This window comes from Streptomyces sp. NPDC004031, assembly GCF_053604375.1.
On sequence record NZ_JBSGHL010000012.1, the window covers coordinates 41542 to 66618 of the forward strand.

The window sequence follows — 25077 nt, forward strand, 5'->3', positions numbered from 1 at the left end:
GGTCAGCGGCGGGAGGGGGATGCGTGCGACATCAGCTCTCTCCTTCGGTGGTACGCCAGGTGAGCCGGGGGACGAACCCCAGCAGATCGGTGCATGCCGTCGTGTCGAACAGGCTCGCGTGCCCCGTGACCGAGGGCGGTACGGGTACGCCGGGGTGGTGCGCGGCCATCAGTTCCGCCGAGGGCACGGCCGACGTGGTGTCGGCGGCGGTGACGTTGACGACGTGGCAGCCGGTCACGTCGCCCTCGACGGCGAGCCGGATCGCCCGCGCCGCGTCGTCCGTGTGCAGCCAGCCCCACAGGTCGTGCCGCTGCGCCGCGGGGTCGGCCGCGCAGGTGGCCAGGAAGTCCGCGAGCCGGTCGCCGGTGCCGGTGAACGGGAAGCGCATGCACACCGCGTCCAGCCCCCAGCGCCGGTGCGCCGTCCGGGCGATCTCCTCCAGCACCACCTTGGACAGCCCGTACGGGTCGCGCACCAGGCTCGGGTGCCCCTCGTCCAGCGGCACGTAGGACGGCGAGACCGGCACCGGGGACCACGCGAGGCCGGCCGCCGCCATGCTGGAGGCGGCCACCACGCGGCGGACCCCGGAGCGGCCGGCCTCGTCGAACACCCGGTGCGCGGAGAGGCAGTTGGCGGCGAACATCGCGCTGTGGTCGGGCACGTTGGGGTGCGGGATCGCCCCCAGGTGGACGACCGCGTCCACGCCCTCGACGGCCTTGCTCACCAGGTCGGCGTCCCGCAGGTCGCCGGTGTGCACCCGCAGCGCGCGCGGCTCGTCCACCGGCAGCAGGTCGGTGAGCACCAGCTCGTGGCCCGCCGTGAGCAGCTCTTCGGTGACATGGCCGCCGATGTGGCCGGCGGCGCCGGTCACGAGGATCCGCATCAGCCCTTCACCGCCCCGACCAGGCCGTTGACGAAGTAGCGCTGCAGGGCCAGGAAGAGCAGGACCACCGGCACCACGACGATGAGCGCGCCGGCCATCAGGTTGTTGTAGTGCGGCACGTTCTCCGAGGCGAGGGTCTGCAGGCCCAGCGGCAGCGTGTAGGTGTTCGGGTCGTTGAGCGACACCCGGGTCAGCAGGTACTCGTTCCAGGTGGGGATCGCGGTGATCAGCGCCACCGTGATGAGCGCCGGGCGGGTCAGCGGCAGGTAGATGCGGGTGAAGATGTGGAACTCGTTCGCCCCGTCCACCCGCGCCGACTCGCGCAGCTCCTTCGGCACGGAGGCGAAGGCACCGGTCATCAGCAGCACCGACAGCGGTGCGCCGCCGTTGACGAAGGGCAGCACCAGCCCCATGTGGGTGCCGAGGATGCCCATCTTGTTCTCCAGCAGCACGATCGGCAGCATCACCGTCACGCCGGGCACGAACAGCAGCGCGACGAACAGCTTCTGGAGCGCGCCGCGGCCGGGGAAGTCCAGCACCGCGAAGGCGTAGCCGGCGGCCGCGTAGACCACCAGGGTCAGCACCACGGTCAGCAGGGTGACTTCCAGGCTGTTCATGAAGTAGCGGAAGAAGTGCAGCTGGTTCCACGTGCTGGTGAGGGTGTCCAGCGTCGGGTGGTGCGGGATCAGATGGCCGCCGCGGACCACCTCGATCTGGTCCTTGAAGGCCGCCGACACCATCCACAGGAAGGGGTAGATGCTGATCACGCCGTAGAGCGCGAGCAGCACCCCGACCAGTACCCGGGCACTGACCCTGCGGGCGCGGGCCGCCGCGGCGCCGTCCTTGCGGTGTGCGTCTCCGCTGCCGCGGCCCGTCCCCGAGCCGAGGGAAATCGTTGTCATGTTTTGCTCCGCATGACTCGCAGGTTGATCAGCGCGATGACCAGCGCGGCGGCGAACAGCAGCCAGCCCAGCGCGCTCGCCAGGCCCAGCGTCGGCGCGAGGTCCTTGAGGAAGGCCAGCCGGTAGGCCTCGAGGCCCAGCACGTTGGTGTGGTCCCCGGGGCCGCCGTTGGTCATCACCAGGAAGGTCTGGAAGCCTTGCAGCGAGTCGCGCAGGTTGAGCAGCACCACGATCGAGGTGATCGGCCGCACCAGCGGCCACACCACCGAGACATTGGTGCGCCACCAGCCCGCGCCGTCGAGCTGCGCGGCCTCCAGCACGCTGCGGTCGATGCCCTGGAGCCCCGTCAGGTACAGCAGCATCGCGACCGGCACCGCGCCCCACACCGTGACGACGATCATCGTCGGCAGCGCGGTGTCCGGGTTGCCGAGCCAGCCCTGCGGCTGGCTGAGCGAGCCCATGCCCAGACTGCTCAGCACGGTGTTGATCGCGCCGTCCGGCTGGAGGATGTACTGCCAGGCGAAGAACACCGCGACGCCGCTGGTCACGTACGGCACGAAGTAGACCGAGCGCAGCAGGCCCTGCATCCGCTTGGCGGAGTTGAGCAGCACCGCGAGCGGGAAGGACACCAGCACGGTCAGCAGCGGTACGAAGATCATCACGTAGAGCGTGTGCTTCGCGGCGTGGTGCAGCCGGGGGGCGTAGGCGGGGTTCTGCCAGAGCAGATCCTTGTAGTTCTGCAGGCCCACCCAGTCCCAGTGCGGCGCGAAGCCGTTCCACCGGGCGAAGCTGAGCATGAAGCCGTAGCCCACCGTGTACAGGCCCATGACCGCGAAGAGGATCACGGCCGGGGCGACGAACAGATAACCGGAGAAGGCCTCGTAGGTGCGGCGGCGCATACGGCGGCCGCCCGCGGGGCCGGCCGCGTCCGCCGGCCGGGGGGCGCCCCGGCCGGCGGCGGCCGTCTCCGTCAGTACGGGACGGGGTGCGGTGCTCACTTGTTCGCCGTCGCCCAGAAGTTGTTGTTCAGCTTGGCCAGGGCCTTGCCGGTGGCGTCCACGCCCTTCTGCTTCAGCGGCGTGAGGTCGGCGAGGATCTCCGCCATCGAGTCCTGGTCGTAGCCCGGCGGCCGGAAGTCGGCGACGTTCGGGTCGTAGGTGTTCTCCGGGGTCCCCTCGAAGGCCTTGGTCATGTCGGCGAGGGTCGCGCCCATCACCGAGGCGGCGTCCGCGCCGAGTTCGGTGGAGGGCACCTCGGTGGCGTCCTTGGCGAACTTCGAGGCGACGTCGGGCTGGCCCAGGAACTTCATCCACTTGAGCGCGTTGTCAGGGTGCGCGCTGGTGGAGGTGACGGCCAGGCCGGTCAGGGCGAGCGGGGCGAGCGCCGGCTTGGGCACCGCGCCGGACTGCGGGCCGGGGAAGCCGAAGGCCATGACGTCGTCGGGGTTCATGCCGTTCTGCTGGAGGAAGGCCAGCGTGAAGGTGCCGCCGATGTCCCAGGCCGACTTGCCCTGGGCGAAGGCCTGGTCGGCCGCGTCGATGTCCAGGGTCTGGGTGCCGGGCATCCAGTACGGCTGCATCTTCGCGTAGTCGGCGAGCACCTTCTGGCCGTCGGGCGAGGCGAAGTCCGTGGCGGCGTCCTTGTTCCACAGCGCCTGGTACTTGTCCTTGCCCAGCTCGCCGAAGGCCAGCGGCTGGAGCGCCCAGGTCAGGCCGGTGGCCTTGACCTTCAGACCGAGGGAGACGCCGCCGTTCTTCGGGTCCTTGTCGGTCGTCGCCTTGAGGTCGGCGAGCCACTCCTCGTAGCTGGCCGGGGGCTTGGTGACGCCCGCCGCGGCCAGCATCTTCTTGTTGCCCATGATGATGCCGAAGGTGCCCGAGGTCAGCGGCACGCTGAAGCGCTGGCCCTCCTTGACGCCGTGCGACTTGGAGTCGGTGGGGACCGACTCCTTGTAGTGCGCGGGGGTCACCGTGCCGGAGGTCTGGACGCCCTTCTGGTACAGGCCGCTCCAGTCGCTGCCGACGTCCTTGGCGATGTCCTTGGTGATGCCGGTGGCACCGAGCGCGAAGTCCTCGCCGTCGGAGTGCACCTCCAGGACGTCGGGCAGGTCGTGCGTCTTGGCGGCGGCCTGCACCTTGGTGGTGTAGGCGTCGTCCGGGCCGTACGCCTGGACGTTCACCGTGATGCCGGTCTGCTTCTTGAACTCCGCCGCCGCGTTCTTCAGCGCCGCCACGTGGGACTGCTTGAAGGTCCACATGGTCAGCGACTTGGCGTCGCCGCCACCGGAGGAGCCGCCGCCGCACGCGGCGAGCGGGCTCATCGACAGGACGGCCGCCACCGCTCCCGCGGCAAGTCTCGTTTTCGGGGTAAAACGTGCGAATGGTGTGCGCATGGGCCCCTACCTAGGCTTCGGTCGTTCAGAAGACCGAATGACGTTGGAGTCCCTGAACTTAGGGTCGTGTTTGGTATAGCGTCAAGACGCGCGCTGAGGTGAGATGGGCACAGCGCGGCCGAGAGGCGTCGGCGCGGGGAGCGGAGGATCAGTGGAATCGGTGGCAGAAGCGGCGCGCGGACGGAAGCCGGAAGAGGTCAAGTCCGCGGCGCGCGTGCTGGAAGTGCTGGAGCTGCTCGGGGTGCAGGGGGCCCGGCTCTCACTGGCGGAGATGGCCGCGGCGATGTCCGTGCCGAAGAGCAGCCTGCATGCGATCCTGCGGACCATGGAGGCCCGCAGATGGGTCGACCTGGACGCGTCGGGCACGCGCTACGGCATCGGTCTGAAGGCGCTGCTGACGGGCACCGCCTACCTGGAGGGCGACGACGTCACGAGCCTGGCCGGGCCGGTGCTGGACGCGCTCGCCGAGGAGACCGGCGAGGCGGTGCACCTGGGCAGGCTGGATGGCACGCACGTCGTCTACCTGGCCAAACGCGAGTCCAGACATGCGCTACGGATGTACTCGGCGGTCGGCCGCCGGCTGCCCGCGCACGCCACCGGGCTGGGCAAGGCGGTACTCTCGCAGCTCGATCCGGCCGAAGTGCAGCGCCGGCTGGACTGGCCGCTGGAGCGGCTGACCCCCAGCACGGTGACCGACCCCGACGCCTTCCTGGCCCAGCTCGCCGAGACCCGGCTGCGCGGCTGGGCGACCGACGACGGCGAGAACTCCGTCGACATCCGCTGTGTCGCGGTGCCGCTCGGCGGCGGCCAGGGCATGGACGCGATCAGCTGCTCCGCCCCCAAGAGCCGGATGGACGACGCCCGGCTGGAAGAGGTCGCGCAGGCCGTCACCGAGGCCGCGCACAGCCTCAGCACCCTGCTCAAACGCCTCGGCCAGCACTGACCGGCCGCCCCCAGTCGCTCCCGGCACGCCCCGGCGTCCCCTCCGCGCCGCCGGTGCGTGCCGCGGCATGCCCTGCCGCCTCCCGCAGACCAACTCCCGCTGACCGCAGGGTTGTTGACGGGTGACCGGGTGGCGGCCGCGGACAGGCATTGACAACTGTCGACCGCCCTCCATACGTTCGGATGGCAGTACGACATTCTGCTATCTGTACGTGGGAGTCCCACATGGCATTGCCTGATGCCGGCACCGACAGCCATACCGGCACCGACCCCGGCCGTCCCGTCGTCCTCGCCCCCGCACCCTGGGTCGAGGAGCGCGGAGCCGCCGTACGCATCACGGCCGTTCGCACGTTCCTGACAGCCCCGCACGGCTGTCCGCACCTCATCGTCCGGGTCGAGACCGACGACCCCGGACTCTACGGCCTCGGCTGTGCGAGCGACCCCCAGCGTACGCTGGCCGTCCGGTCGGTCCTCGACGACTACGTCGCCCCGATGCTGGTTGGGCGCGACCCCGACGACATCGAGGACATCCACCGGCTGCTGCTCAACAGCGGCTACTGGCGCGGCGGCTCCGTCACCGGCAACGCCCTCGGCGGTGTCGACGTCGCCCTGTGGGACCTGAAGGCCAAGCGCCTCGGGGCCCCGCTGCACTCGCTGTTCGGCGGCCGGGTCCGGGCCTTCGCCGAGGCCTACACGCACGTCGACGGCCAGGACGCCGCCGAGATCGCCGACAAGGTGCTGGCCGCCCGCGAGCGCGGCTACCGGCACGTCCGGATCCAGGCCGCGGTGCCCGGCGCCGACACCTACGGCACCGCGGGCGGCGGCGCGGCAGATCCGCAGGCGGTGCACGAGCGGCGCGTGCCGTGGGACAGCGCCGGCTACCTGCGGCACGTCCCGCCCGTCCTCACCCGGGTCCGCGAGCTGGTCGGCGACGACGTCGAGCTGCTGCACGACGTCCACGAGCGCCTCGACCCGCGGCAGGCCCGGGAGTTCCTGCGCCGTGTCGAGGACGCCCGGATGTACTTCGTGGAGGACCTGCTCGCCCCCGAGGACGCCGGCCACTTCAAGCGGCTGCACGACGCCTCGCCCGTCCCCCTCGCGGTCGGCGAACTCTTCCACGACCCGGCGCAGTTCACCGCGCTGCTCGCCGGACCCGACATCGACTTCGCCCGGATCAGGGTCCCCACGCTCGGCGGACTGACCCCGGCGCGCAAGATCGCGGCGATGTGCGAGCTGCGCGGGGTACGCCTGGCGCCGCACGGCCCGGCCGACGTCAGCCCGGTCGCGCAGGCCGCGACCCTGGCCATGGACATCTCCAGTCACGCCTTCGGGGTGCAGGAGGCGGCCGTCTTCAAGCCGCCGGTGCACGAGGTCTTCCCGGGTACGGTCGTGGCGGAGGGCGGGGGCCTGCGCCCGCACGAGACCCCCGGGCACGGCGTCGACTTCGACGAGGCCGCCGCACGCCGGTACCCGGTACCCGAACCGCTGGCCCACGACCGGTGGGCCCTGCTGCGCAACACCGATGGGAGCGTGCAACGCCCGTGACCGAATCCGTACGGAAGGCCCTTGTCGTCCGGGGCGGCTGGGAGGGGCACAGCCCGGTGGAGATCACCGGCCTCTTCCTGCCCTTCCTGGAGGAGAACGGCTTCGCCGTCGAGATCTCCGACTCGCTCGACGTCTACACCGACGAGGCCCTGCTGGCCGGTACCGACCTGGTCGTCCAGTGCTGGACCATGGGCGAGATCACCCCCGGGCAGAGCCGCGGCCTGTCCGCGGCGGTGCGCGCGGGCACCGGCTTCGCCGGCTGGCACGGCGGGGTCCTGGACTCCTTCCGCGGCGACCTGGACTACGCCCAGCTGACCGGCGGCCAGTTCCTCATGCACCCGGCCGGCTTCGTCGACTACACCGTCGAACTGGCGGACGGCGGCCACGAGATCACCGCGGGCCTGAAGGACTTCGCCGTCCACACCGAGCACTACTTCATGTCGACCGACCCGGCGAGCGAGGTGCTGGCCACCTCGGTCTTCCCGGCCGCCGGGGACCGCTCGCGGGACGTGGTCATGCCGCAGGTGTGGACCAGGACGCACGGCGCGGGACGGGTCTTCGTCTCCGCCATCGGCCACAAGGCCGACGACTTCGACGTGCCCGAGGTGCGGGCGATCACCGAGAGGGGACTTCTGTGGGCGAGCCGCTGAGGATAGGCATGGTCGGGGCCGGCAAGATCAGCGGCCAGTACCTCGACACCATCGCCCGGCTGGAGACCCTGCGGCTGACCGCCGTCACCGACCTCGACCCGGAGCGCGCGAAGGAGGCCGCCGCTTCGGCCGGCGCCGAGGTCGCGGGCGACGTCGCCGAACTGGTCGCGCGCGACGACGTGGACGCGGTGCTCAACCTGACGATCCCGGCCGTGCACGCCGAGGTCGCGCTCGCCGCGATCGCGGCGGGCAAGCACGTCTACGGCGAGAAGCCGCTCGCCGCGACCCGCGCGGAGGCCACCGCCGTCCTGGCCGCCGCGCGCACCGCGGGCGTACGGGTCGGCAGCGCGCCCGACACCGTGCTCGGCACCGGCACCCAGACCGCGCGCAAGGCGGTCGACGACGGGCTGATCGGCCGGCCCGTCGCCGCGACCGCCTTCATGACCACCGCGGGCCACGAGGCCTGGCACCCGGACCCGGAGTTCTACTACCGGCCGGGCGGCGGCCCGCTGCTGGACATGGGCCCGTACTACCTCTCGGCGCTGGTGCACCTGCTCGGCCCGGTCGTCCGGGCGACCGGCGCGGCCAGCACCCCGCGCGCCGAGCGGGAGATCGGCAGCGGGCCGCGGGCCGGGCAGCGCTTCCCGGTCGAGGTCGACACGCACGTCACGGGCGTGCTGGAGCACGCGGGCGGCGCGCTGTCCACGCTGGTGATGAGCTTCGACATCCACGCCGCCCACCTGCCGCGGATCGAGGTGCACGGCACGCGGGGCTCGCTCGGGGTGCCGGACCCGAACGGCTTCGACGGCCCGGTGGAGCTGTTCACCGGCGGCGCGTGGCAGGAGCTGCCGGTCTCCGCGGGGCACCGTGGCGCCGGACGCGGCACCGGGCTCGCGGACCTCGCCGACGCCGTGGCCGGCGACCGCCCGCACCTGGCGTCGGGCGAACTCGCCGAGCACGTCCTGGACGTGATGCTCACCCTGCTGGACGCGGCGCACGAGGGGCGGTCGCTGCCGGTCGCCACCTCCTGCGAGCGCCCGGCGGCGGTGCCGCTCACGTAAGCCCGCCACCAGCGGCGGCACGGGCAGGGAAGGCGGCGGAGGGACCGGTCATGGGGGCCGGTACCTCCGCCGCCTTTTCGTCTCCACGATGTCACGTCAATTAATGTCCGAAGAATGCGCGGCGCGGCGGTTAATTCGCCTGACGTATACGTCTTCGCAGGTCACGACCAGCAGGAAAGCCGAAAGTGTCGTAAGCGTTGACTTGATAACACACATGGTTTTACATAGCGGTTACTGGCTGGACAGGAAGGGCTGCCCATGCATGACCGGACCACTTCCGGGGAAGAGCGCACGGCCGCCTTCCTCGCCGACAGGCTGCGCCCCGCGCTCTATCCGCAGCGGCTGCCCATGGACGTCGGCGCCTGGCACATCGCCGGCGAACCGGTGCCCGCCGAGGTGGCCCTGCGTGCCGACTACACCCCCTTCACCGTGGGCGAGCCCTGGGGCCGCCCCTGGGCGACCAGCTGGTTCGACGTCCGTGCGACCGTGCCCGAGCGCTGGGCCGGGCGCCGCGTCGAGGCGCTCGTCGACCTCGGCTCCGAGGAGGGCGCCGGGGAGTACGGCGGCCGCGCCGAGGCCCTCGTCCACGACGCCCACGGCATCCCGCTGCAAGGCCTGCACCCCGGGCTCGGCGCGGTGCTGCTGCACCGCTCGGCGTCCGGCGGCGAGAGCGTCCGGCTGCTCGTCGAGGCCGCGGCCAACCCCCGCATCGAGGGCGGCAGCGGCGCCGGCACCCGCTACGGCGACCCCGCGACCGCCGGCGACACCCCGCTGTTCCGGCTGCGCCGGGCAGACCTGGCCATCCGCGACGAGGACGTCTGGCAGCTCGTCCACGACGTCGAGACACTGCTCGGCCTGATGCGCGCACTGCCCGCCGACGCCCCGCGGCGGTACGAGATCGCCGTCGGCCTGGAGCGCGCGGTCGCCGCCGTCGACCCGCGCGCGGTCGGCCGGACCGCGGCCCGCGCCCGCGGCGTCCTCGCCCCGCTGCTCGCCCGCCCGGCCCACGACTCCGCCCATCACCTGGACGCCGTCGGCCACGCCCACATCGACTCCGCCTGGCTGTGGCCGGTGCGCGAGACCGTGCGCAAGTGCGCCCGCACCTTCAGCACCATGGCCGCGCTCGCCGAGGAATACCCCGAGCTGATCGTCGCCGCCTCCGCCGCCCAGCACTACGCCTGGACCAAGGAGCACCACCCGCACGTCTTCGAGCGGATACGCAAGGCCGTCGCGCACGGCACCTGGGCGCCGGTCGGCGGCATGTGGGTCGAGGCCGACGCCGAACTGCCCGGCGGCGAGGCGCTGGTGCGGCAGTTCGTCTACGGGCGGCGCTTCTTCCGCGACGAGCTGGGCGTCGAGGCCGACGGGGTCTGGCTGCCCGACGCCTCCGGGGCCTCCGCCGCCTTCCCGCAGATCGCCGCGCTGTCCGGCGCCACCTGGTTCCTCAGCCGCCGCCCCGACCCGGGCTGCGGCCCCGCCCACCACACCTTCTGGTGGGAAGGCCTCGACGGCACCCGGCTGTTCACCCACCTCGCCCCCGGCGGACCCGAGGGCAGCGAGCTGACCGCCGGGGACACCGCGGACGCCGTCGCCGGCTTCGCCGAGAAGGGCCTGGCCACCCGCTCCCTGCTGCCCTTCGGCCGCAGCGACGGCGGGCCCGACCGCGCGATGCTGGAACGCGCCCGCCGCCTCGCCGACCTCGACGGAGCCCCGCGCGTGACGCTCCGCCAGCCCGGCCACTTCTTCCGCGACGCCGCCGCCGAGTACGCCGCCCCCGCGGGCGCACCGGCCGGACCCGCCGGGGGAGAGTCCTGCGTGGCCGCCCCGGTGTGGCGCGGCGAGATCGACCTCACCCCGCACACCGGTGCGTACACCAGCCAGGCCCGCACCAAGCGCGGCAACCGGCGCAGCGAGGCGCTGCTGCACGAGGCCGAGCTGTGGTCGGCGACCGCCGCGGTGCGGCTCGGCGTCAGCTACCCCTACCAGGAGCTGGAACGGCTGTGGAAGAAGGTGCTGCTCCAGCAGTGCCACGACATCCTGCCCGGCACCTCGATCGCCTGGGTGCACGAGGAGGCCGAGCAGACCCACCGCGACGTCCACCGCCGCCTCGACCGGCTCGTCCGGCGCGCGGCCGGCGACCCCGAGGGCACCTACGTGCTCAACTCCGCGCCGCACGCCCGCCGTGAGGTCGCCGTGCTCCCCGCCCCCGAGGCCGGGACCGGCACCTTCTACCCCACCGCGCAGCCGCTGCCCGACGGCAAGGTGGCCGTCCTGGCGCAGGCGCCCGCCCTCGGCGCCGGCCCCGCCGGACTCCCGCTCGACGGCACCGCCCCGGTCACCGTCACCCCCGCGGAGGACGGGGGGCACGTCCTGGACAACGGGCTGCTGCGGGTCCGTGTGGACGCCCACGGCCTGGTGCGCTCCGCGGTCGACCTGGCCACCGGGCGCGACGCCATCGCCCCCGGCGAGGCGGGCAACCTGCTCCAGCTGCACCGCGACGAACCCGCCGGCTGGAGCGCGCTGCAGCTCGACCCCGGCTACCGCGCCACCCGCCGCGACCTCGACACCGCCGAGCGGGTCGAGGTGCGGGCGGCCGGACCGCTGCTCGCCGTCGTGCGGGTGACGCGCGGCACCGGCCGCTCCACCGTCGTCCAGGACCTCGCGCTCGGCGCGGGCAGCCGGGCGCTCGCGGTGGACACCGAGATCGACTGGCGCGAGCAGGACACCGTGCTCAAGGCCGCCTGGCCGCTCGACGTGCACGCCGAGAACACCCGCGCCGAGGTGCAGTTCGGGCACGTCACCCGCCCCACGCACGAGAACACCGCACAGGACGCCGCCCACCAGGAGGCCGCCGCCCAGCGCTGGATCCACGTCGGCGAGCACGGTTTCGGCGTCGCCCTGGCCGGTGACGCGGGCTACGGCTACGACGTCACCCGGCACACCCGCGCCGACGGCGGCACCACCACGGTCGTCCGCAGCACCCTGCTGCGCGCCCCGCACAGCCCCGACCCGCACGCCGACCGCGGTGTCCAGCACTTCCGGCACACCCTGCGCCCGGGGGCCGGGGTCGGCGACGCCGTCGCCGAGGGCTACGCGCTCGCGCTGCCGCTGCGGCCCGGTCCCGCGCTGCCGCAGGAGCCGCTGGTCGCGGTGGACCACCCGGACGTGCTGGTCGAGACGGTCAAGCTGGCCGACGACCGCAGCGGAGACATCGTTGTCAGACTGTATGAATCGCGTGGTGGCCGCGCGCGTGCCACGCTTGCGGCCGGCTTCCCCGTCGCCGCCGTCCACGAAACCGACCTGCTGGAGTCCCCGCTGAGCCCCCGCCCGCACGCCGCCGACGGCGTACCGCTCACCCTGCGCCCCTTCCAGATCCTCACGCTGCGGCTGACCCCGGCCGCCGCGCAGGGGGTGGGCCGTGACTGAGGTCCGCACCGTCACCGCCGTCGCCGGAGAGCCGGAGGAGCAGGCGGACCCGCGCTCCGGCAGCCGCGAGGTCCTGCGCGGGTGGGCCGCCGAGGGCGGGCCGCTCGCGGTCCGCGCCCGGGTGGTGCTGCTCGCCGAGGAGGGCGTGCGGGACGCCGAGATCGCCCGCCGCCTCGGCATCTCCCGGCAGACCGTCGGCACCTGGCGGCACCGCTGGCAGAGCGCCGGACTGCGCGGCCTGGAGCAGCGCCCGCGCACCGGCCGGCCCGCCACCGTCGACGAGGCCGAGGTCGTCACCCGCGCCCTGCTCGCCCCCGGCGGCAGCGGCGCGGGCCGGGCCATCGCCCGCGAACTGGGCCTGTCGCACGCCACGGTGGCCGCCATCCGCCGCCGCTGGCGCCTCACCCCGGACGCCGCCGGGCCCGGCCCCGAGGTGCCGACCGTCCCGCCGCTGCCCGGCCCCGACGTGTGGGTGCTCGGCCTCTACGCCGACGCCCGCCGCGCGGTGCTGCTGGCCGGGACCCGCAGCCGCCCGGTAGCCGCGCCGGGCCCGGCCGCGACCGTGATCGGCGAGGACGTGCTGGCCGGGCTGGGCCGGGCGCTGGAGGAGCGGCGCCCCGCAGGCCGCGCCGCCGCACCCCGGCAGCCCGGCCCGGACGGGCTCGCCGCCTTCCTCGCGGCCGCGGCCGGGCACCACCCGGACATCGCGCTGCACGCCGTGACGCTGTGGGACGACGCGGCCGTGCCGGATGTGCCGCCCGCGGCGGCGCCGGGCGGCCCCAGCCGGCATCTGCTGCCGGCCCGCTCGTCCTGGCGCGGCTTCCTGCGCGCGATGGTCGCCCTGGACAGCACCAGCCACCCGGAGTCCTCGCGCCGCGTCTACCTCGACCTGATCGCCGCGCTCCAGCAGTCCGAGGGCCCGGTGGGCTGGCTGCGGGAGAGCGTCGCCGGGCACCTGCGCGCACCGCGGACGGCGGTCCCGGACGCCGCCGTTCTGGGAGCGGTCCCACGCCAGGTGTCCTCCAGCGGTGTCAACCAGATCGACCTGGGCTCGTTCAACGAGTGCGTGGTGATCGAGGCGGTGCGGCTGGCCGGCACCATCACCCGCGGCGAGATCGCGCACCGCACGGGCCTGACCCAGCAGTCCGTCTCCCGGATCGCCCGGTCGCTGCTGGACCGCGGCATCCTCGTCGAGGACGCGCAGCGCCGGGCGACCTCGGGCAAGCCACGCACCCCGGTGCGGCTGTGCGGCAGCGCGGCGCACGCGCTGGGCCTGCACATCGATCCCGAGGTCATCACCGCGGTGGTCATCGACCTGGACGGCGCCCTCGTGTGCACCTGCACCCGGCCGGTCAGCGCCGACATCGACCCGGGCGACTTCGTCGCGCAGGTCGTCGCGCTGGGCCGGGAGGCGCTGGAGAAGGCGCGCGGCGCGGTGCGCGAGGACGGCTTCCTCGGTATCGGCGTCGCCGTGCCCGGCCCGGTCGACATCGCGTCGGGCACCGTGCTGGACCCGCCGCTGATGTCGGCGTGGAACGACCTGCCGCTGCTCTACCTGCTCCAGGACCACTTCCCCTGCCCGGTGATCATCGAGAAGGACTCGCTGGCCGCGGCGGCGGGGGAGCGGTGGATCGGCCGCGACCGCCGGGCGCGCGACTTCGCGTACCTCTACCTCGGTACGGGGGTGGGCTCCGGCCTCTATCTCAACGGCGACATCTACCGCGGGGTGAGCGCCAACGCGGGGGAGTTCGGCCAGCTGTGCGCGGTCGCGCTGGGTCGGGTCGGCCCGGACGGCAAGCCCGAGCTGCTGCCGGAGTGCAATCCGCCGGTGTCCGTCCCCGAGGCCGCGGCGCGGCTGGGCCTGCGGGCGGCGGGCGGCGCCGACCTGCCGCCGCCGGGCGGCTCGTCGGCGGCCTACCGCGCGGTGGGACGGGCGGCGGCGGGCGGCGACCCGGCGGCGGTCGCCGCGCTGCGCGAGGTCGCGGGCGCGGTCGGGCGCGGCGCGCTGGGCCTGGTCGATCTGCTGGACATCGACCTGATCGTGCTGGGCGGCCCCTTCTTCACCGACGACACCGCGTCCTACTACCTGGACGAGATCCGCCGGGTGGTCAACGACTTCCCGCAGGCGCGCCGGCTGCGGCAGGTCGAGGTGGAGCCGTCGGTGCTCAGCGCGGAGGCCGCGGCGGTCGGCGCGGCCTCGACGATCTTCCACGCCACCTTCACCCCGCGGCTGCGCGGCCGGGACCGCCCCTGAGCAGTGCTGCCGGGCCCGTCGCCACCGTGTCATTGCAAGGAACTTGCGCAATTTGCGTGATCCGGCATGCCATTTTCCAGCATTATTCATCGGATAATTTCGCGCATACGTCTTGACCTTGCATCAGAACTGGCCACACACTGCCCAGTTGTTACCGCACTGCCCGGACCTTTCTCCGGACTTGGACGAAAGTCGCGGAGCGGCCCGGGTCCCTGCTCGATGACGTACGGAGGCAGGATGGACCAGCGAAAGCGCCGGCGCCCGGGAGTCGCCGTCGCGTGCGCCCTGGCGTGCGCGGCCGCGTTGACCGCGGGGAGCGGCGCCGCGGCCGTGGCCGGCACCCCCCGCGCGACGGCCGCGGCCACCCCGATCTACCTGGACACCCACTACTCCTTCGAGGAGCGCGCCGCGGACCTGGTGTCCCGGATGACGCTCCAGGAGAAGGTCCAGCAGCTCAGCACGAACAACGCCCCCGCCATTCCGCGGCTCGGCGTCCAGCAGTACACCTACTGGAGCGAGGGCCAGCACGGCGTCAACCGGCTCGGCGCGGACACCGCGGCGGGCGGCCAGGGCGAGCTGAACCCGGCGGCGACCAGCTTCCCGGTCAACTTCGCCTCGTCGATGTCCTGGGACAAGGACCTGATGTACCAGGAGACCACGGCGATCTCCGACGAGATCCGCGGCTTCCTCGACAAGTCGCTGTTCGGCAAGGGGCAGAACAACCTCGGGCCCTCGGCCGACGACTACGGCTCGCTCACCTTCTGGGCGCCCACCGTCAACCTGGACCGCGACCCGCGCTGGGGCCGCACCGACGAGGCCTTCGGCGAGGACCCGTACTTCGTCGGCCAGATGGCGGGCCAGTTCATCGACGGCTACCAGGGCAACAACCAGGACGGCAGCTCCCCCACGGGCTACCTCAAGGTCGCCGCGACCGCCAAGCACTACGCCCTCAACAACGTCGAGGACAACCGCACCGGCATCAGCTCCGACGTGAGCGACAGCGAGCTGCGCGACTACTACACCGCGCAGTTCCGCGACCTCATCGAGCAGGCGCATGTCGCGGGCCTCATGACGTCGTACAACGCGATCAACGGCACCCCCTCGGTCGCCGACACGTACACCACCGACGAACTGGCCCGGCGCACCTTCGGCTTCGACGGCTACATCACCTCCGACTGCGGCGCCGTCGGCACCGGCTGGCGGCAGTTCCCCGGCGGCCACGACTGGGCGCCGCCCGGCTGGACCACCGACCACGCCGACAGCCCCACCTGGACCGAGACCGCGACCGGCAAGAAGCTCTCCGGCCAGGCCGGCAGCCAGGCCTACGCCCTGCGCGCCGGCACCGACCTGAACTGCACCGGCGACGAGGCCACCACCGCGAACATCCAGGAGGCCATCGCCTCCGGCGCGCTCGGCGAGGGCGTCGTGGACACCGCGCTGGTGCAGGTCTTCAGCGTGCGGATGGCCACCGGCGAGTTCGACCCGGCGGGCTCGGTGCCGTACACGAAGATCACCAAGGACCAGGTGGAGAGCCCCGCGCACCAGGCGCTGGCCACCAAGGTCGCCGACAACTCGCTGGTGCTGCTGAAGAACGGGAAGCCGGCCGCAGCCAAGGCGCCGCTGCTGCCGGTGGACGTCACCAAGGCCAAGAAGGTCGTCGTCCTCGGCGACCTCGCCGACACCACGACCCTCGGCCTCTACTCCGGCAAGCCCACCCACACCACGACCCCGCTGCGCGGCGTGCTCAACGCGGTCCACTCGGTCGACCCGTACGCCTCCGTGGTCTACGACGCGGCCGGCACCTCCTCGACCGCGACCGGCCCGGCCGTGCTCAGCGACGCCACCAAGGACGCGATCAAGGCCGCCGACCTGGTCGTGGTCTTCGTCGGCACCACCCAGGCCAACGGCGACGAGGGCAACGACCGCGACAACCTCGCGATGCCCGGCAACTACCGCTCGCTCATCGACCAGACCGCCGCCCTCGGCAACGACAGGACGGCGCTGGTCATCCAGTCCGACGGCCCGGTCACGATCGACGACGTGCAGGACAAGGTCTCCTCGGTCCTCTTCAGCGGCTACAACGGCCAGGACCAGGGCACCGCGCTCGCCGACGTCCTCTTCGGGAAGCAGAATCCGTCGGCGCACCTCAACTTCACCTGGTACAAGGACGACTCGCAGCTCCCCGACAAGCAGAACTACGGCCTCACCCCGGCCGAGACCGGCGGACTCGGCCGTACCTACCAGTACTTCACCGGCGAGCCGACCTACCCCTTCGGCTACGGCCTGAGCTACACCACCTTCTCGTACAGGAACATCACCGCGAACAAGTCCTCGATCACCGCGGACGGCACCGTGAAGATCGGCGTGGACGTCACCAACACCGGGAAGACCCCCGGCGCGGCCGTCGCCCAGCTCTACGCCGCCACGCCGTTCGACGTGCCCGGCATCGACATGCCGCAGCAGCGGCTCGCGGGCTTCGGCAAGACCAAGGTGCTCGGGCCGGGGAAGTCCCAGCACCTCACCTTCACCGTCGCGGCCGCCGACCTCGCGGTGTGGGACGCCGCCGCCTCCCGGCAGACCGTGCCCGCCGGCGGCTACCGCTTCTCCGTCGGCCCCGACTCCGCGCACCCCGCGGGCAGCACCAAGGTCAAGGTCACCGGCACCCTCACCCCGAAGGTGCAGACCGTCACCGTCCAGCCGGAGAACGTGGTGCTGGAGGCGGGCGCCACCTTCTCGCTCGCCGGGAAGAACCGGTGGATCAAGGACGACACCGACCACACCCGGGAGCAGCGCGACACCTCGATCACCGCCGACGGCGTCGTGGAGGCGGTCAACAACGACCAGTCCTTCGTGGACCTGACGAAGACCAAGGTCCGCTACGCCAGCAGCGACCCGGCGGTCGCCTCGGTCGACGCGGACGGCACCGTGCACGCGGTCGCCGACGGCGTCGCGACCCTGTCGGCCACCGTCGGCGGCGTCACCGGCTCCGCGCCGATCGTCGTCCGCGACACGCTGACCCTCACCGCACCGCCCGTCGCCGCCGCGGGCAGCACCGTCACGGCGACGACCACGTACACCAACGGCAGCCCGCAGGCCGTGCAGAACGTGGCCGTGGGGCTCACCGTCCCGGACGGCTGGCAGGCCACCGCCGCCACCCCGGACGTCTTCGGCGAGGTCGGCCCCGGGCAGTCGGTCACCACCCGGTGGAACGTGACCGTCCCCGACGGGGCGAAGCCCGACAACCTCACGCTCGGCGCGACCGTCAGCACCCCCGGCGGCGACTACGGCGCCCAGGCCCCGGTCACCGTGCCGTACGCCTCCTTCGCCGCCGCCTTCGACAACTCCGGCATCAGCGACGACGCCGACACCAAGACCGGCAGCATCGACGCCGAGGGCGCCAGCTTCTCCCTCCAGGCGCTCGCCGCACAGGGCTGGACGGCGGGGAAGAGCACCGTCCACGACGGGCTGTCCTTCCCCTGGCCCGCCACCGCGGGCACCGGCGAGCCCGACAACGTCGTGGCGGGCGGCCAGGCCGTCCAGATCACCGGCACCGGCAGCAAGCTCGGCTTCGTCGGCACCAGCACCTTCGGCTCCACCTCCGGCACCGGCGTGATCCTCTACACCGACGGCACGACCCAGACGTACGCGCTGGCGCTGTCGGACTGGTGGGCCGGATCACCCTCGCAGGGCAGCGACTTCGCCGCCAGCACGCCGTACCTGAACAACGGCGGCGGGCAGCAGACGCAGACCGTGCACATGTCCGCGGCGACCGTGGACCTGCTGCCGGGCAAGACCGTGCAGGCGATCACCCTGCCGGACGTCAGCAAGGGGCAGATCGACCACCAGGTCGGCATGCACCTGTTCTCGGTCGCGATCGGCGGCTGACCCGCCCGCGGCGCACACGACGGCGGCCGCCCCTCCCGGTGATCCCGGGCGGGGCGGCCGCCGCCGTACGCGTACGTCCCGCGGTCAGGAGGAGGAGCTGAACGCCGAGTCGAAGGACGCGGCCGGCGGCTCGATCGCGGCCAGCGCCCGCACGTGCGCGAGGGCCTGCGGGGCGCCCAGGGTGCGGTCCATGCCGGCGTCCTCCCACTCGACGGAGATCGGTCCCGCGTAGCCGATGCTGTTGAGCATCCGGAAGACCGGCTCCCACGGCACGTCGCCGTGCCCGGTGGAGACGAAGTCCCAGCCGCGCCGCGGGTCGCCCCACGGCAGGTGCGAGCCGAGGCGGCCGTTCCGCCCGTTCAGCTGCTTGACGGACTCCTTGCAGTCGACGTGGTAGATGCGGTCCTTGAAGTCCCACAGGAAGCCGACCGGGTCGAGGTCCTGCCACACGAAGTGGCTCGGGTCGAAGTTCAGCCCGAAGGCGGGGCGGTGGCCGATCGCGTCCAGCGTCCGCACGGTGGTGTGGTAGTCGTACGCGATCTCGCTGGGGTGCACCTCGTGCGCGAAACGCACCCCGACCTCGTCGAAGACGTCCAGGATCGGGTTCCAGCGGTCGGCGAAGTCCTGGTAGCCGCGCTCGATCATCGACGGCGGCACCGGCGGGAACATCGCCACGGTGTGCCAGATCGACGAACCGGTGAAGCCCACGACCGTGTCCACCCCGAAGGCCGCCGCGGCGCGCGCGGTGTTCTTGATCTCCTCCGCCGCCCGCTGCCGCACGCCCTCGGGCTCCCCGTCGCCCCAGATGCGGGCCGGCAGGATGCCCTGGTGCCGCTCGTCGATCGGGTGGTCGCACACCGCCTGGCCGGTCAGATGGCAGGAGATCGTCCAGCACTTGAGGCCGTGCTTGTCGAGGGTGTCGCGCAGCCGCGGCAGGTAGCCGTCGTCGCTGAGCGCCGCCTCGACGTCGAAGTGGTCGCCCCAGCAGGCGATCTCCAGGCCGTCGTAGCCCCACTGCGAGGCCAGCCGGCACACCTCGGTGAAGGGCAGATCGGCGAACTGGCCGGTGAAGAGCGTGACGGGTCGTGCCATGGTGCGTCCTCCTGGGACAGGTGGGCGGGGGTACGGTCGGGAGGTGCGGGTGCGGGTGCGGGTGCGGGCGTCAGGACGCCGCCGGGGAGCCCTGGACGGGGATGTGCACGCCCAGCGCGGCCGCGCTGGACTCGACGGCGGACAGCACCTTCTGCACCTGCAGGCCGTCCGCGAAGGACGGCTTCGGGTCGCGGCCCTCGGCGATCGCCGTCACGAAGTCCGACACCTGGTGGGTGAAGGTGTGCTCGTAGCCGATCAGGTGGCCGGGCGGCCACCAGGCGTGCAGGTAGGGGTGGGTGTCCTCGGTCACCAGGATGCGGCGGAAGCCCGCGGTCGCCGGGTCCTCCGAACGGTCGTGGAAGGACAGCTCGTTCATCGACTCCGCGTCGAAGGCCAGGCTGCCCGCCGAGCCGCTGATCTCGATCCGCATCGCGTTCTTGTGGCCGGTGGCGAAGCGCGTCGCCTCGAACACGCCGATGGCGCCGCCGTCGAAGCGCGCGGTGAACAGCGCCGCGTCGTCCACCGTCACCTGGCCGCGCTCGCTGCTCGCGGTGCCGGACAGGCCGCTGGAGCTGGCCGGCAGCGGCCGCTCGGTCACGAACGTCTCCAGCACCGCGCCCACCGACGAGATCCGCTGGCCGGTCAGGTACTGCGCGACGTCGATGCTGTGCGCGCCGAGATCGCCCAGCGCCCCCGAGCCCGCGCGGTCCTTGCGCAGCCGCCAGGCCAGCGGGAACTCCGGGTCTACCAGCCAGTCCTGGAGATACTGCGCGCGCACCTGGTGGATCGTGCCCAGCCGGCCGTCCTCGACCAGCTGCCGGGCCAGCGCCAGCGCGGGCACCCGGCGGTAGTTGAAGGCGACCATCGAACGCACGCCCTCGGCCGCCGCCTTGGCGGCCGCGACGGTCATCTCCTCGGCCTCCCGCACCGAGTTGGCCAGCGGCTTCTCGCACAGCACGTGCTTGCCCGCGGCCAGCGCGGCGAGCGCGATCTCCGCGTGGCTGTCACCGGGCGTGCAGATGTCCACCACGTCGATGTCCGGCCGGGCCACCAGCGCGCGCCAGTCCGTCTCGTACGACTGCCAGCCGTAGCGCTCGGCGGCCCGCTTGACACGGTCGGCCGACCGGCCGCACACCGCCGTCAGCTCGACCGGCCGCGGCAGGTCGAAGAAGCGGCCCGCGGTGCGCCACGCGTGCGAGTGCGCCGCCCCCATGAACGCATGGCCCACCATGCCGATCCGCAGGGGCTGCGGGTCTGTCGTCGTCACGTGTGTCCTCCTCGGGCGGCGCACGGCCGGGAATCGTTATTCATCCGGGATCGACTGAAACTCAGCGAGTTGGGTAGAACAGTTCGCGAGTTTCTGCCTGAAGTTCGTCATAAGTCAAGGCTCTTGACCGGGCCTGACGCAAGAGGGCGCCGTGTTGCGAACCGATTACCCGCAGCACCGCGCCGGCACACCACGGGAGTCACGATCGACACACCAGTCAACCTGCGCGAGGTCGGACGGCTCCGGGTGCTGGAGGCGCTGCACGCCGCGCCGCGCATCAGCCGCCCCGAACTGGTACGGGTCACCGGGCTCTCCCGGGCCACCGTGTCCTCGCTCGTCGCCGACCTCATCACCGTCGGCCTCGTCACCGAGGAGGCGCACCGGGAGGCGGCGGACGAGCCCGAGCCGCGGCGCACCGGCCGCCCCGCCCAGACGCTGTCCCTGGTGCCCAGCGCCGGGTACGCGATCGGCGCGGACATCGGCCACCAGCACGTCCGGGTCATCCTCAGCGACCTGTTCGGCACGGTGCTGTGGGAGCACTGGGTCGCCAAGGACGTCGACCGCGCCCCCGGCGAGACCCTCGACCTCGTCGCCGTCCTCGTCGGCCGCGCCCTCCAGGAGGCCGGTGTCGCCCGCGACCGGGTGCTCGGCATCGGCGCGGGCATCGCCTCGCCCGTCGAGAAGGGCAGCGGCGAACTCGGCGCCGAGGGCATCATGCCCGGCTGGGTCGGCCTGCACCTCACCGACGAACTGCGCGAGCGCACCGGGCTGCCCGTCCGCGTCACCAACGACGCCAACGCGGGCGCGCTGGCCGAGCTGATGTACGGCGCCGGACGGCAGGTCGACGACATGGTCTACGTCCGGCTGTCCGCCGGTATCGGCGCGGGAATCGTCAGCAACGGGCGGCTGCTGCTCGGCGCGCGCGGCCTCGCGGGCGAGATCGGCCACCTGCCGCTCATCACCGACGGGCTCATCTGCCGCTGCGGCAACCGCGGCTGCCTGGAGACCGTCGCCAGCCCCGTCGCCATCGCCCGGCTGCTCAGCCAGAGCTGGGGCCGCCCGATCGCCCCGCGCGACCTGCTCGCCCTCATCAAGCAGCGCAACACCGGCGCGCTGCGGGCCGTCCGGGACGCCGGAGACGCCGTCGGCCGCGCCCTGGCCACCCTGGTCACGCTGCTCAACCCGCGGCTCGTCGTGGTCGGCGGCGACCTCGCCGCGGCCGGTGAGGACCTGCTCGAACCGCTCCGGGCCGGCATCGAGCGGCACACCCTGCCGTCCGCTGCCCGCGGCATCGAGATCGTCACCGGCGGCCTCGGCCCCGGCGCCGAGGTCCGCGGCGCGGCAGGCCTGGTCCTGACCGCCGCCCCGCAACTGCTGGCGTGAGGGGAACTGAGAACCTAGGGAAGGCCGACGAGCGAGAAGGGGGAGCCCTCGGGGTCGGACAGGGTCGCCGTCGGCCCGTGCGGGCCCGCGTGCGGGGCGGTCAGGATCCGGCCGCCCAGCCGCACGGCCAGATGGGCCGCGGCGTCCACGTCCGCGACCGCGAAGCTCGTCATCCAGTGCGCCCCGCGGTCGCGCGGCAGCGCGCGGCCCAGCCCGCGGACCCCGGCGACCGCGTTGCCGCCCGTCACCAGCACCGCGCGGTCCTCGTCCTGGTCCCCGACGCGCTCCACGGTGAGGCCGAACACCACCTCGTAGAACTTCTCGACCGTCGAGGCCTCGCGGGTCAGCAGTTCGCTCCAGCCGACACTGCCCGGCACCCCCGTGACGTCCGCGCCGCTGAACAGGCCGCCCTGCCAGATGCCGAAGACCGCGCCCGAGGGGTCCACGGCGATGGCCAGCCGGCCGTCCTCGCCCGCGTTCAGCGGCCCGATGCCCACCGTGCCGCCGCACTCGCGCACCCGCTCCGCCGCCGTGTCCACGTCGTCCGCCGCCAGCATCGTCGTCCACGACACCGGACGGTGCGGCTCCGACGACCCCTCGCCGATCCCCGCGACCCGCAGCCCGTCCTTCTCCGCCAGCGTGTACGAGCCCAGTTGCGGCGGGCCCGGCGCGAACTCCCAGCCGAACAGGGCCGCGTAGAACTCCCGCGTCCGGTCCGCCCGGTGCGCCATGAGACTGGCCCAGCAAGGAGTGCCCGGCGCCCGCCGGTGCCGTACCTCGGTGGTCATGCGAACGCTCTCCTCGTGGGCAGCCCGCTGCCTGCCCGGCTTTCCGCGGGAGCCGGCACCAGCGATCGTCGCACCCGGGGCGGCGGTACGCGGTCTGACCGCGCCGCAACGCGGTGCCGGGCCTCCACAATAGGCGTATGGATTTCCTGATCTCCGCCGGCGACCTCGCCGCCGCGCCCGTACCGCCGGTCCTGCTCGACGTGCGCTACAAGATGGGCGGCCCGCCCGGACACGGCGAATACGCCAAGGGGCACATCCCCGGGGCCCGTTACGTCGATCTGGACGCCGAACTCGCCGCGCCGCCCGGCGCCGGCGGCCGGCACCCGCTGCCCGACACCGAGGAGTTCGGCGCCGCCATGCGCCGGGCCGGGGTCAGCGCCGACCGCGACGTCGTCGTCTACGACGACGGCAACGGCTGGGGCCCCGCCCGCGCCTGGTGGCTGCTGCGCTGGACCGGCCACCACCGGGTCAAGGTCCTCGACGGCGGACTCGCCGCCTGGCGCGCCGCCGGGCAGCCGCTCTCCACGGAGGAACCCCCGCCGGGGGAGGGCGACTTCACGCCGAAGCCGGGCGGCATGCCCGTGCTCGACGCCGCCGGGGCCGCCGCGCTCGCCCGCAGCGGACTGCTGCTCGACGCCCGCGCCGGGGAGCGCTACCGGGGAGAGGTCGAGCCGATCGACCCGGTCGCCGGGCACATCCCGGGCGCCGTCAACGCCCCCACGACCGAGAACGTCACCCCCGAGGGCACGTTTCTGCCCGCCCAGGCCCTCGCCGCCCGCTTCACCGCGCTGGGGGCCGCTCCCGGCACGGAGGTCGGTGTCTACTGCGGGTCCGGCGTCTCCGCCGCGCAGGAGGTGCTGGCCCTCGCGGAGGCGGGGATCACCGCGGCCCTCTACCCCGGTTCCTGGAGCGAATGGACCGCGTCCGGCCTCCCCGTCGAAACGGGCCCCGGCCCCGTCTGACCCCTCCGCCCCGCGCGGCGAGCGTTCGCGCTTGCCGCGCCGGGCAACCACCAGGGGCGCCTGGGGGTACCTCCCAGGCGAAGCTCTGGGGGAGAACTGCGCGGCCAGCCACGACGACGCTGCACGTCGTCACCGGCCCTAAGGGGCAGTTCGGTCCGTACCGGACCACCGGCCGGTGGACGGCTGGGAGCGCAGTTCCCCGCGCCCCTAAAAAACGCTCGCCCGGCGCGGCAGCGCGCAGCCCTACCTCCGTGCAGCGGCGGAATGCGCACCCCGCGCGCAGGTGGGAAGCTCGGTCGGGCGCGGCGGCGGTCGAGGGGGGACCCGGCGGGGATTACTCCTGCTTCTTGCGGCGGCTGCCGAAGACGATCTCGTCCCAGCTCGGGACGGTCGCCCGGCGGCCCGGCCGGACGCCGTCCGCCTCGGCCTGGCGGTCGGTCGTCCCGATCAGCCGGTCGCGGTGCCCCGCGACCGCCCGCGGCATGAGGACGTCCGCATACGCGGACCCTGCGGAGGCGGCCGGGGCGGCCGACTCCTGCTCGGCCTCGGCCGCGGGCTCCTGTGCGGGCGGCGCGTCCGGTGCCGTCGGGGGCGCCGGCACCACCATGTCGCCGCGGAAGCTCGGTACCGCCTCCAGCAGGCTGGTGAGCGAGTCCCGTTCGTCCGTCTCCGCCGAGGCGGCAGCGGCAGCAGCGGCGGCGGCCCCGCGCTCCTCGGCGCGCGCGGCGGCGCGGTCCGGCCGCTCGGTACGGTCGGGCCGTTCCGGGCGCTCCAGCGCGCGGTCCATCGTGCGCTCGCGCGGCAGCCGGGCGATGCGCGGCACGAAGGGGAAGCTCGGCTCCTGCGCCTGGGAGGGCGGGTTCTCGCCGATCAGCGACCTGGCCTCGTCGTCGACGGCCTGCACCAGGCGGCGCGGCGGGTCGTACGTCCAGCTCGCGGAGTGTGGTTCGCCGGCGACGCGGTAGACCAGCAGCACTTCCCAGGTGCCGTCGTCACGCCGCCAGGAGTCCCACAGCACGGTCTCCTTCTCGGCGCCGCGCATCAGCAGCCGTTCGGCCACCGCCTCGCCGAGCTGCGGGCCGGTGCTCTCGCCCTGCCGCCGGACGGGGGTCTTGCGGGCCCGTTCGGCCATGAAGGCGCGTTCGGCCAGCACAGGGCCCTCGAAGCGGCGGACCCGCTCCACGGGGATCCCGGCGAGCTGGGCGACCTCTTCCGCGGAGGCACCCGCGCGTATCCGCGCCTGGATGTCGCGGGGCCGCAGATGGCTCTCGACCTCGATCTCGATCTGGCCGAGCCGGGCCCGGTCGTTGCGCACGGCGGCGCGCAGCCGCTCGTCGATGGGGAGCGTGTATTCCGTGCTGTCGGCAGCCTTGAGCACCAGTCGTGTGCCGTCGTTGCTGACGGCCACGACGCGCAGTTCGGGCACGGTTACCTCCCGGATGGTGCCTGCCGACGTCGGGTGCGTCGCTGCTCCCGTTGGACGAGTGTGGCCTTCCCGGGTGCAGCGTGCCACAACCTTGCAGAGTTGCCCGGCGTGTCGTCCCTGTGTGGTGACACCCCGTTATGGGAAGGTGGACGATTGGCCACTCTGGGTGACCTTACGCCACGCAGCGGGGCGACTGCCGTCGCAGCTACCTCCCATCCG

General features: G+C 73.3%; 17 protein-coding genes. 9 read left to right on the top strand and 8 right to left on the bottom strand.

The annotated features are described in order from the left end of the window. Positions 1 to 31: 31 nt before the first annotated feature. Genes ACWERV_RS10120 through ACWERV_RS10135 form a run of 4 tightly spaced genes read right to left on the bottom strand, consistent with a single transcriptional unit; the run spans position 32 to position 4123 of the window. Positions 32 to 883, bottom strand: coding sequence for an NAD-dependent epimerase/dehydratase family protein (locus ACWERV_RS10120; RefSeq protein WP_452931053.1), 852 nt, complete (start codon positions 881 to 883; stop codon positions 32 to 34). Beyond that, the gene (locus tag ACWERV_RS10125) at positions 883 to 1785 is read right to left on the bottom strand and encodes a carbohydrate ABC transporter permease (RefSeq protein WP_452931056.1); all 903 of its coding nucleotides are present in this window, start codon (positions 1783 to 1785) and stop codon (positions 883 to 885) included. Before ACWERV_RS10125 ends, ACWERV_RS10120 begins: the two co-directional genes overlap by 1 nt. After that, positions 1782 to 2783, bottom strand: a complete 1002-nt coding sequence (locus ACWERV_RS10130; RefSeq protein ID WP_452931059.1) for a carbohydrate ABC transporter permease — start codon at positions 2781 to 2783, stop codon at positions 1782 to 1784. Before ACWERV_RS10130 ends, ACWERV_RS10125 begins: the two co-directional genes overlap by 4 nt. Next, on the bottom strand, positions 2780 to 4123 hold the full coding sequence (locus ACWERV_RS10135; RefSeq protein ID WP_398177951.1) for an ABC transporter substrate-binding protein: 1344 nt from the start codon (positions 4121 to 4123) through the stop codon (positions 2780 to 2782). Before ACWERV_RS10135 ends, ACWERV_RS10130 begins: the two co-directional genes overlap by 4 nt. A 214-nt stretch (positions 4124 to 4337) precedes the next feature. On the opposite strand from ACWERV_RS10135, the gene ACWERV_RS10140 reads away from it, so the two are divergent. The 7 genes from ACWERV_RS10140 to ACWERV_RS10170 all read left to right on the top strand — a co-directional run bounded on the left by ACWERV_RS10140 (position 4338) and on the right by ACWERV_RS10170 (position 17940). Further along, a complete protein-coding gene (locus ACWERV_RS10140) occupies positions 4338 to 5120 on the top strand; it encodes an IclR family transcriptional regulator (protein WP_452931062.1) in 783 nt (260 codons plus the stop codon). 224 nt (positions 5121 to 5344) lie between these two features. Beyond that, complete coding sequence (locus ACWERV_RS10145; protein ID WP_452931065.1) at positions 5345 to 6664, top strand: enolase C-terminal domain-like protein; 1320 nt, start codon at positions 5345 to 5347, stop codon at positions 6662 to 6664. Beyond that, complete coding sequence (locus tag ACWERV_RS10150) at positions 6661 to 7314, top strand: ThuA domain-containing protein (RefSeq protein ID WP_452931068.1); 654 nt, start codon at positions 6661 to 6663, stop codon at positions 7312 to 7314. Before ACWERV_RS10145 ends, ACWERV_RS10150 begins: the two co-directional genes overlap by 4 nt. Beyond that, the gene (locus ACWERV_RS10155; protein ID WP_452931071.1) at positions 7299 to 8375 is read left to right on the top strand and encodes a Gfo/Idh/MocA family protein; all 1077 of its coding nucleotides are present in this window, start codon (positions 7299 to 7301) and stop codon (positions 8373 to 8375) included. The genes ACWERV_RS10150 and ACWERV_RS10155 overlap by 16 nt, the downstream gene beginning before the upstream one ends. A gap of 258 nt (positions 8376 to 8633) precedes the next feature. Next, positions 8634 to 11801 carry an alpha-mannosidase gene (locus ACWERV_RS10160; RefSeq protein WP_452931074.1) on the top strand — a complete coding sequence of 1056 codons (3168 nt, stop codon included), beginning with the start codon at positions 8634 to 8636 and terminating at the stop codon, positions 11799 to 11801. After that, positions 11794 to 14055, top strand: a complete 2262-nt coding sequence (locus tag ACWERV_RS10165) for an ROK family protein (RefSeq protein ID WP_452931077.1) — start codon at positions 11794 to 11796, stop codon at positions 14053 to 14055. Before ACWERV_RS10160 ends, ACWERV_RS10165 begins: the two co-directional genes overlap by 8 nt. A gap of 237 nt (positions 14056 to 14292) precedes the next feature. Then, on the top strand, positions 14293 to 17940 hold the full coding sequence (locus tag ACWERV_RS10170) for a glycoside hydrolase family 3 C-terminal domain-containing protein (protein WP_452931079.1): 3648 nt from the start codon (positions 14293 to 14295) through the stop codon (positions 17938 to 17940). An 84-nt stretch (positions 17941 to 18024) separates the two neighbouring features. Here the strand turns inward: ACWERV_RS10170 and ACWERV_RS10175 are convergent, their stop codons facing one another. Together ACWERV_RS10175 and ACWERV_RS10180 are read right to left on the bottom strand one after the other, a co-directional pair. Continuing rightward, positions 18025 to 19032: a sugar phosphate isomerase/epimerase family protein gene (locus ACWERV_RS10175; RefSeq protein ID WP_452931082.1), complete on the bottom strand. Its 1008-nt coding sequence runs from the start codon at positions 19030 to 19032 to the stop codon at positions 18025 to 18027. 70 nt (positions 19033 to 19102) lie between these two features. Then, on the bottom strand, positions 19103 to 20263 hold the full coding sequence (locus tag ACWERV_RS10180; RefSeq protein ID WP_452931265.1) for a Gfo/Idh/MocA family protein: 1161 nt from the start codon (positions 20261 to 20263) through the stop codon (positions 19103 to 19105). A 282-nt stretch (positions 20264 to 20545) separates the two neighbouring features. Between ACWERV_RS10180 and ACWERV_RS10185 the strand changes: the two genes are divergently transcribed. Beyond that, entirely contained in the window at positions 20546 to 21682 is a 1137-nt protein-coding gene (locus ACWERV_RS10185) for an ROK family transcriptional regulator (protein WP_452931085.1), read from the top strand. Between the two features lie 14 nt (positions 21683 to 21696). On the opposite strand, the gene ACWERV_RS10190 is transcribed toward ACWERV_RS10185, so the two are convergent. After that, positions 21697 to 22470: a VOC family protein gene (locus tag ACWERV_RS10190; RefSeq protein WP_452931088.1), complete on the bottom strand. Its 774-nt coding sequence runs from the start codon at positions 22468 to 22470 to the stop codon at positions 21697 to 21699. A 137-nt stretch (positions 22471 to 22607) separates the two neighbouring features. On the opposite strand from ACWERV_RS10190, the gene ACWERV_RS10195 reads away from it, so the two are divergent. After that, a complete protein-coding gene (locus tag ACWERV_RS10195) occupies positions 22608 to 23432 on the top strand; it encodes a sulfurtransferase (protein ID WP_452931091.1) in 825 nt (274 codons plus the stop codon). A gap of 334 nt (positions 23433 to 23766) precedes the next feature. On the opposite strand, the gene sepH is transcribed toward ACWERV_RS10195, so the two are convergent. After that, the gene (sepH, locus tag ACWERV_RS10200) at positions 23767 to 24858 is read right to left on the bottom strand and encodes a septation protein SepH (RefSeq protein WP_452931094.1); all 1092 of its coding nucleotides are present in this window, start codon (positions 24856 to 24858) and stop codon (positions 23767 to 23769) included. Between the last annotated feature and the right edge of the window lie 219 nt (positions 24859 to 25077).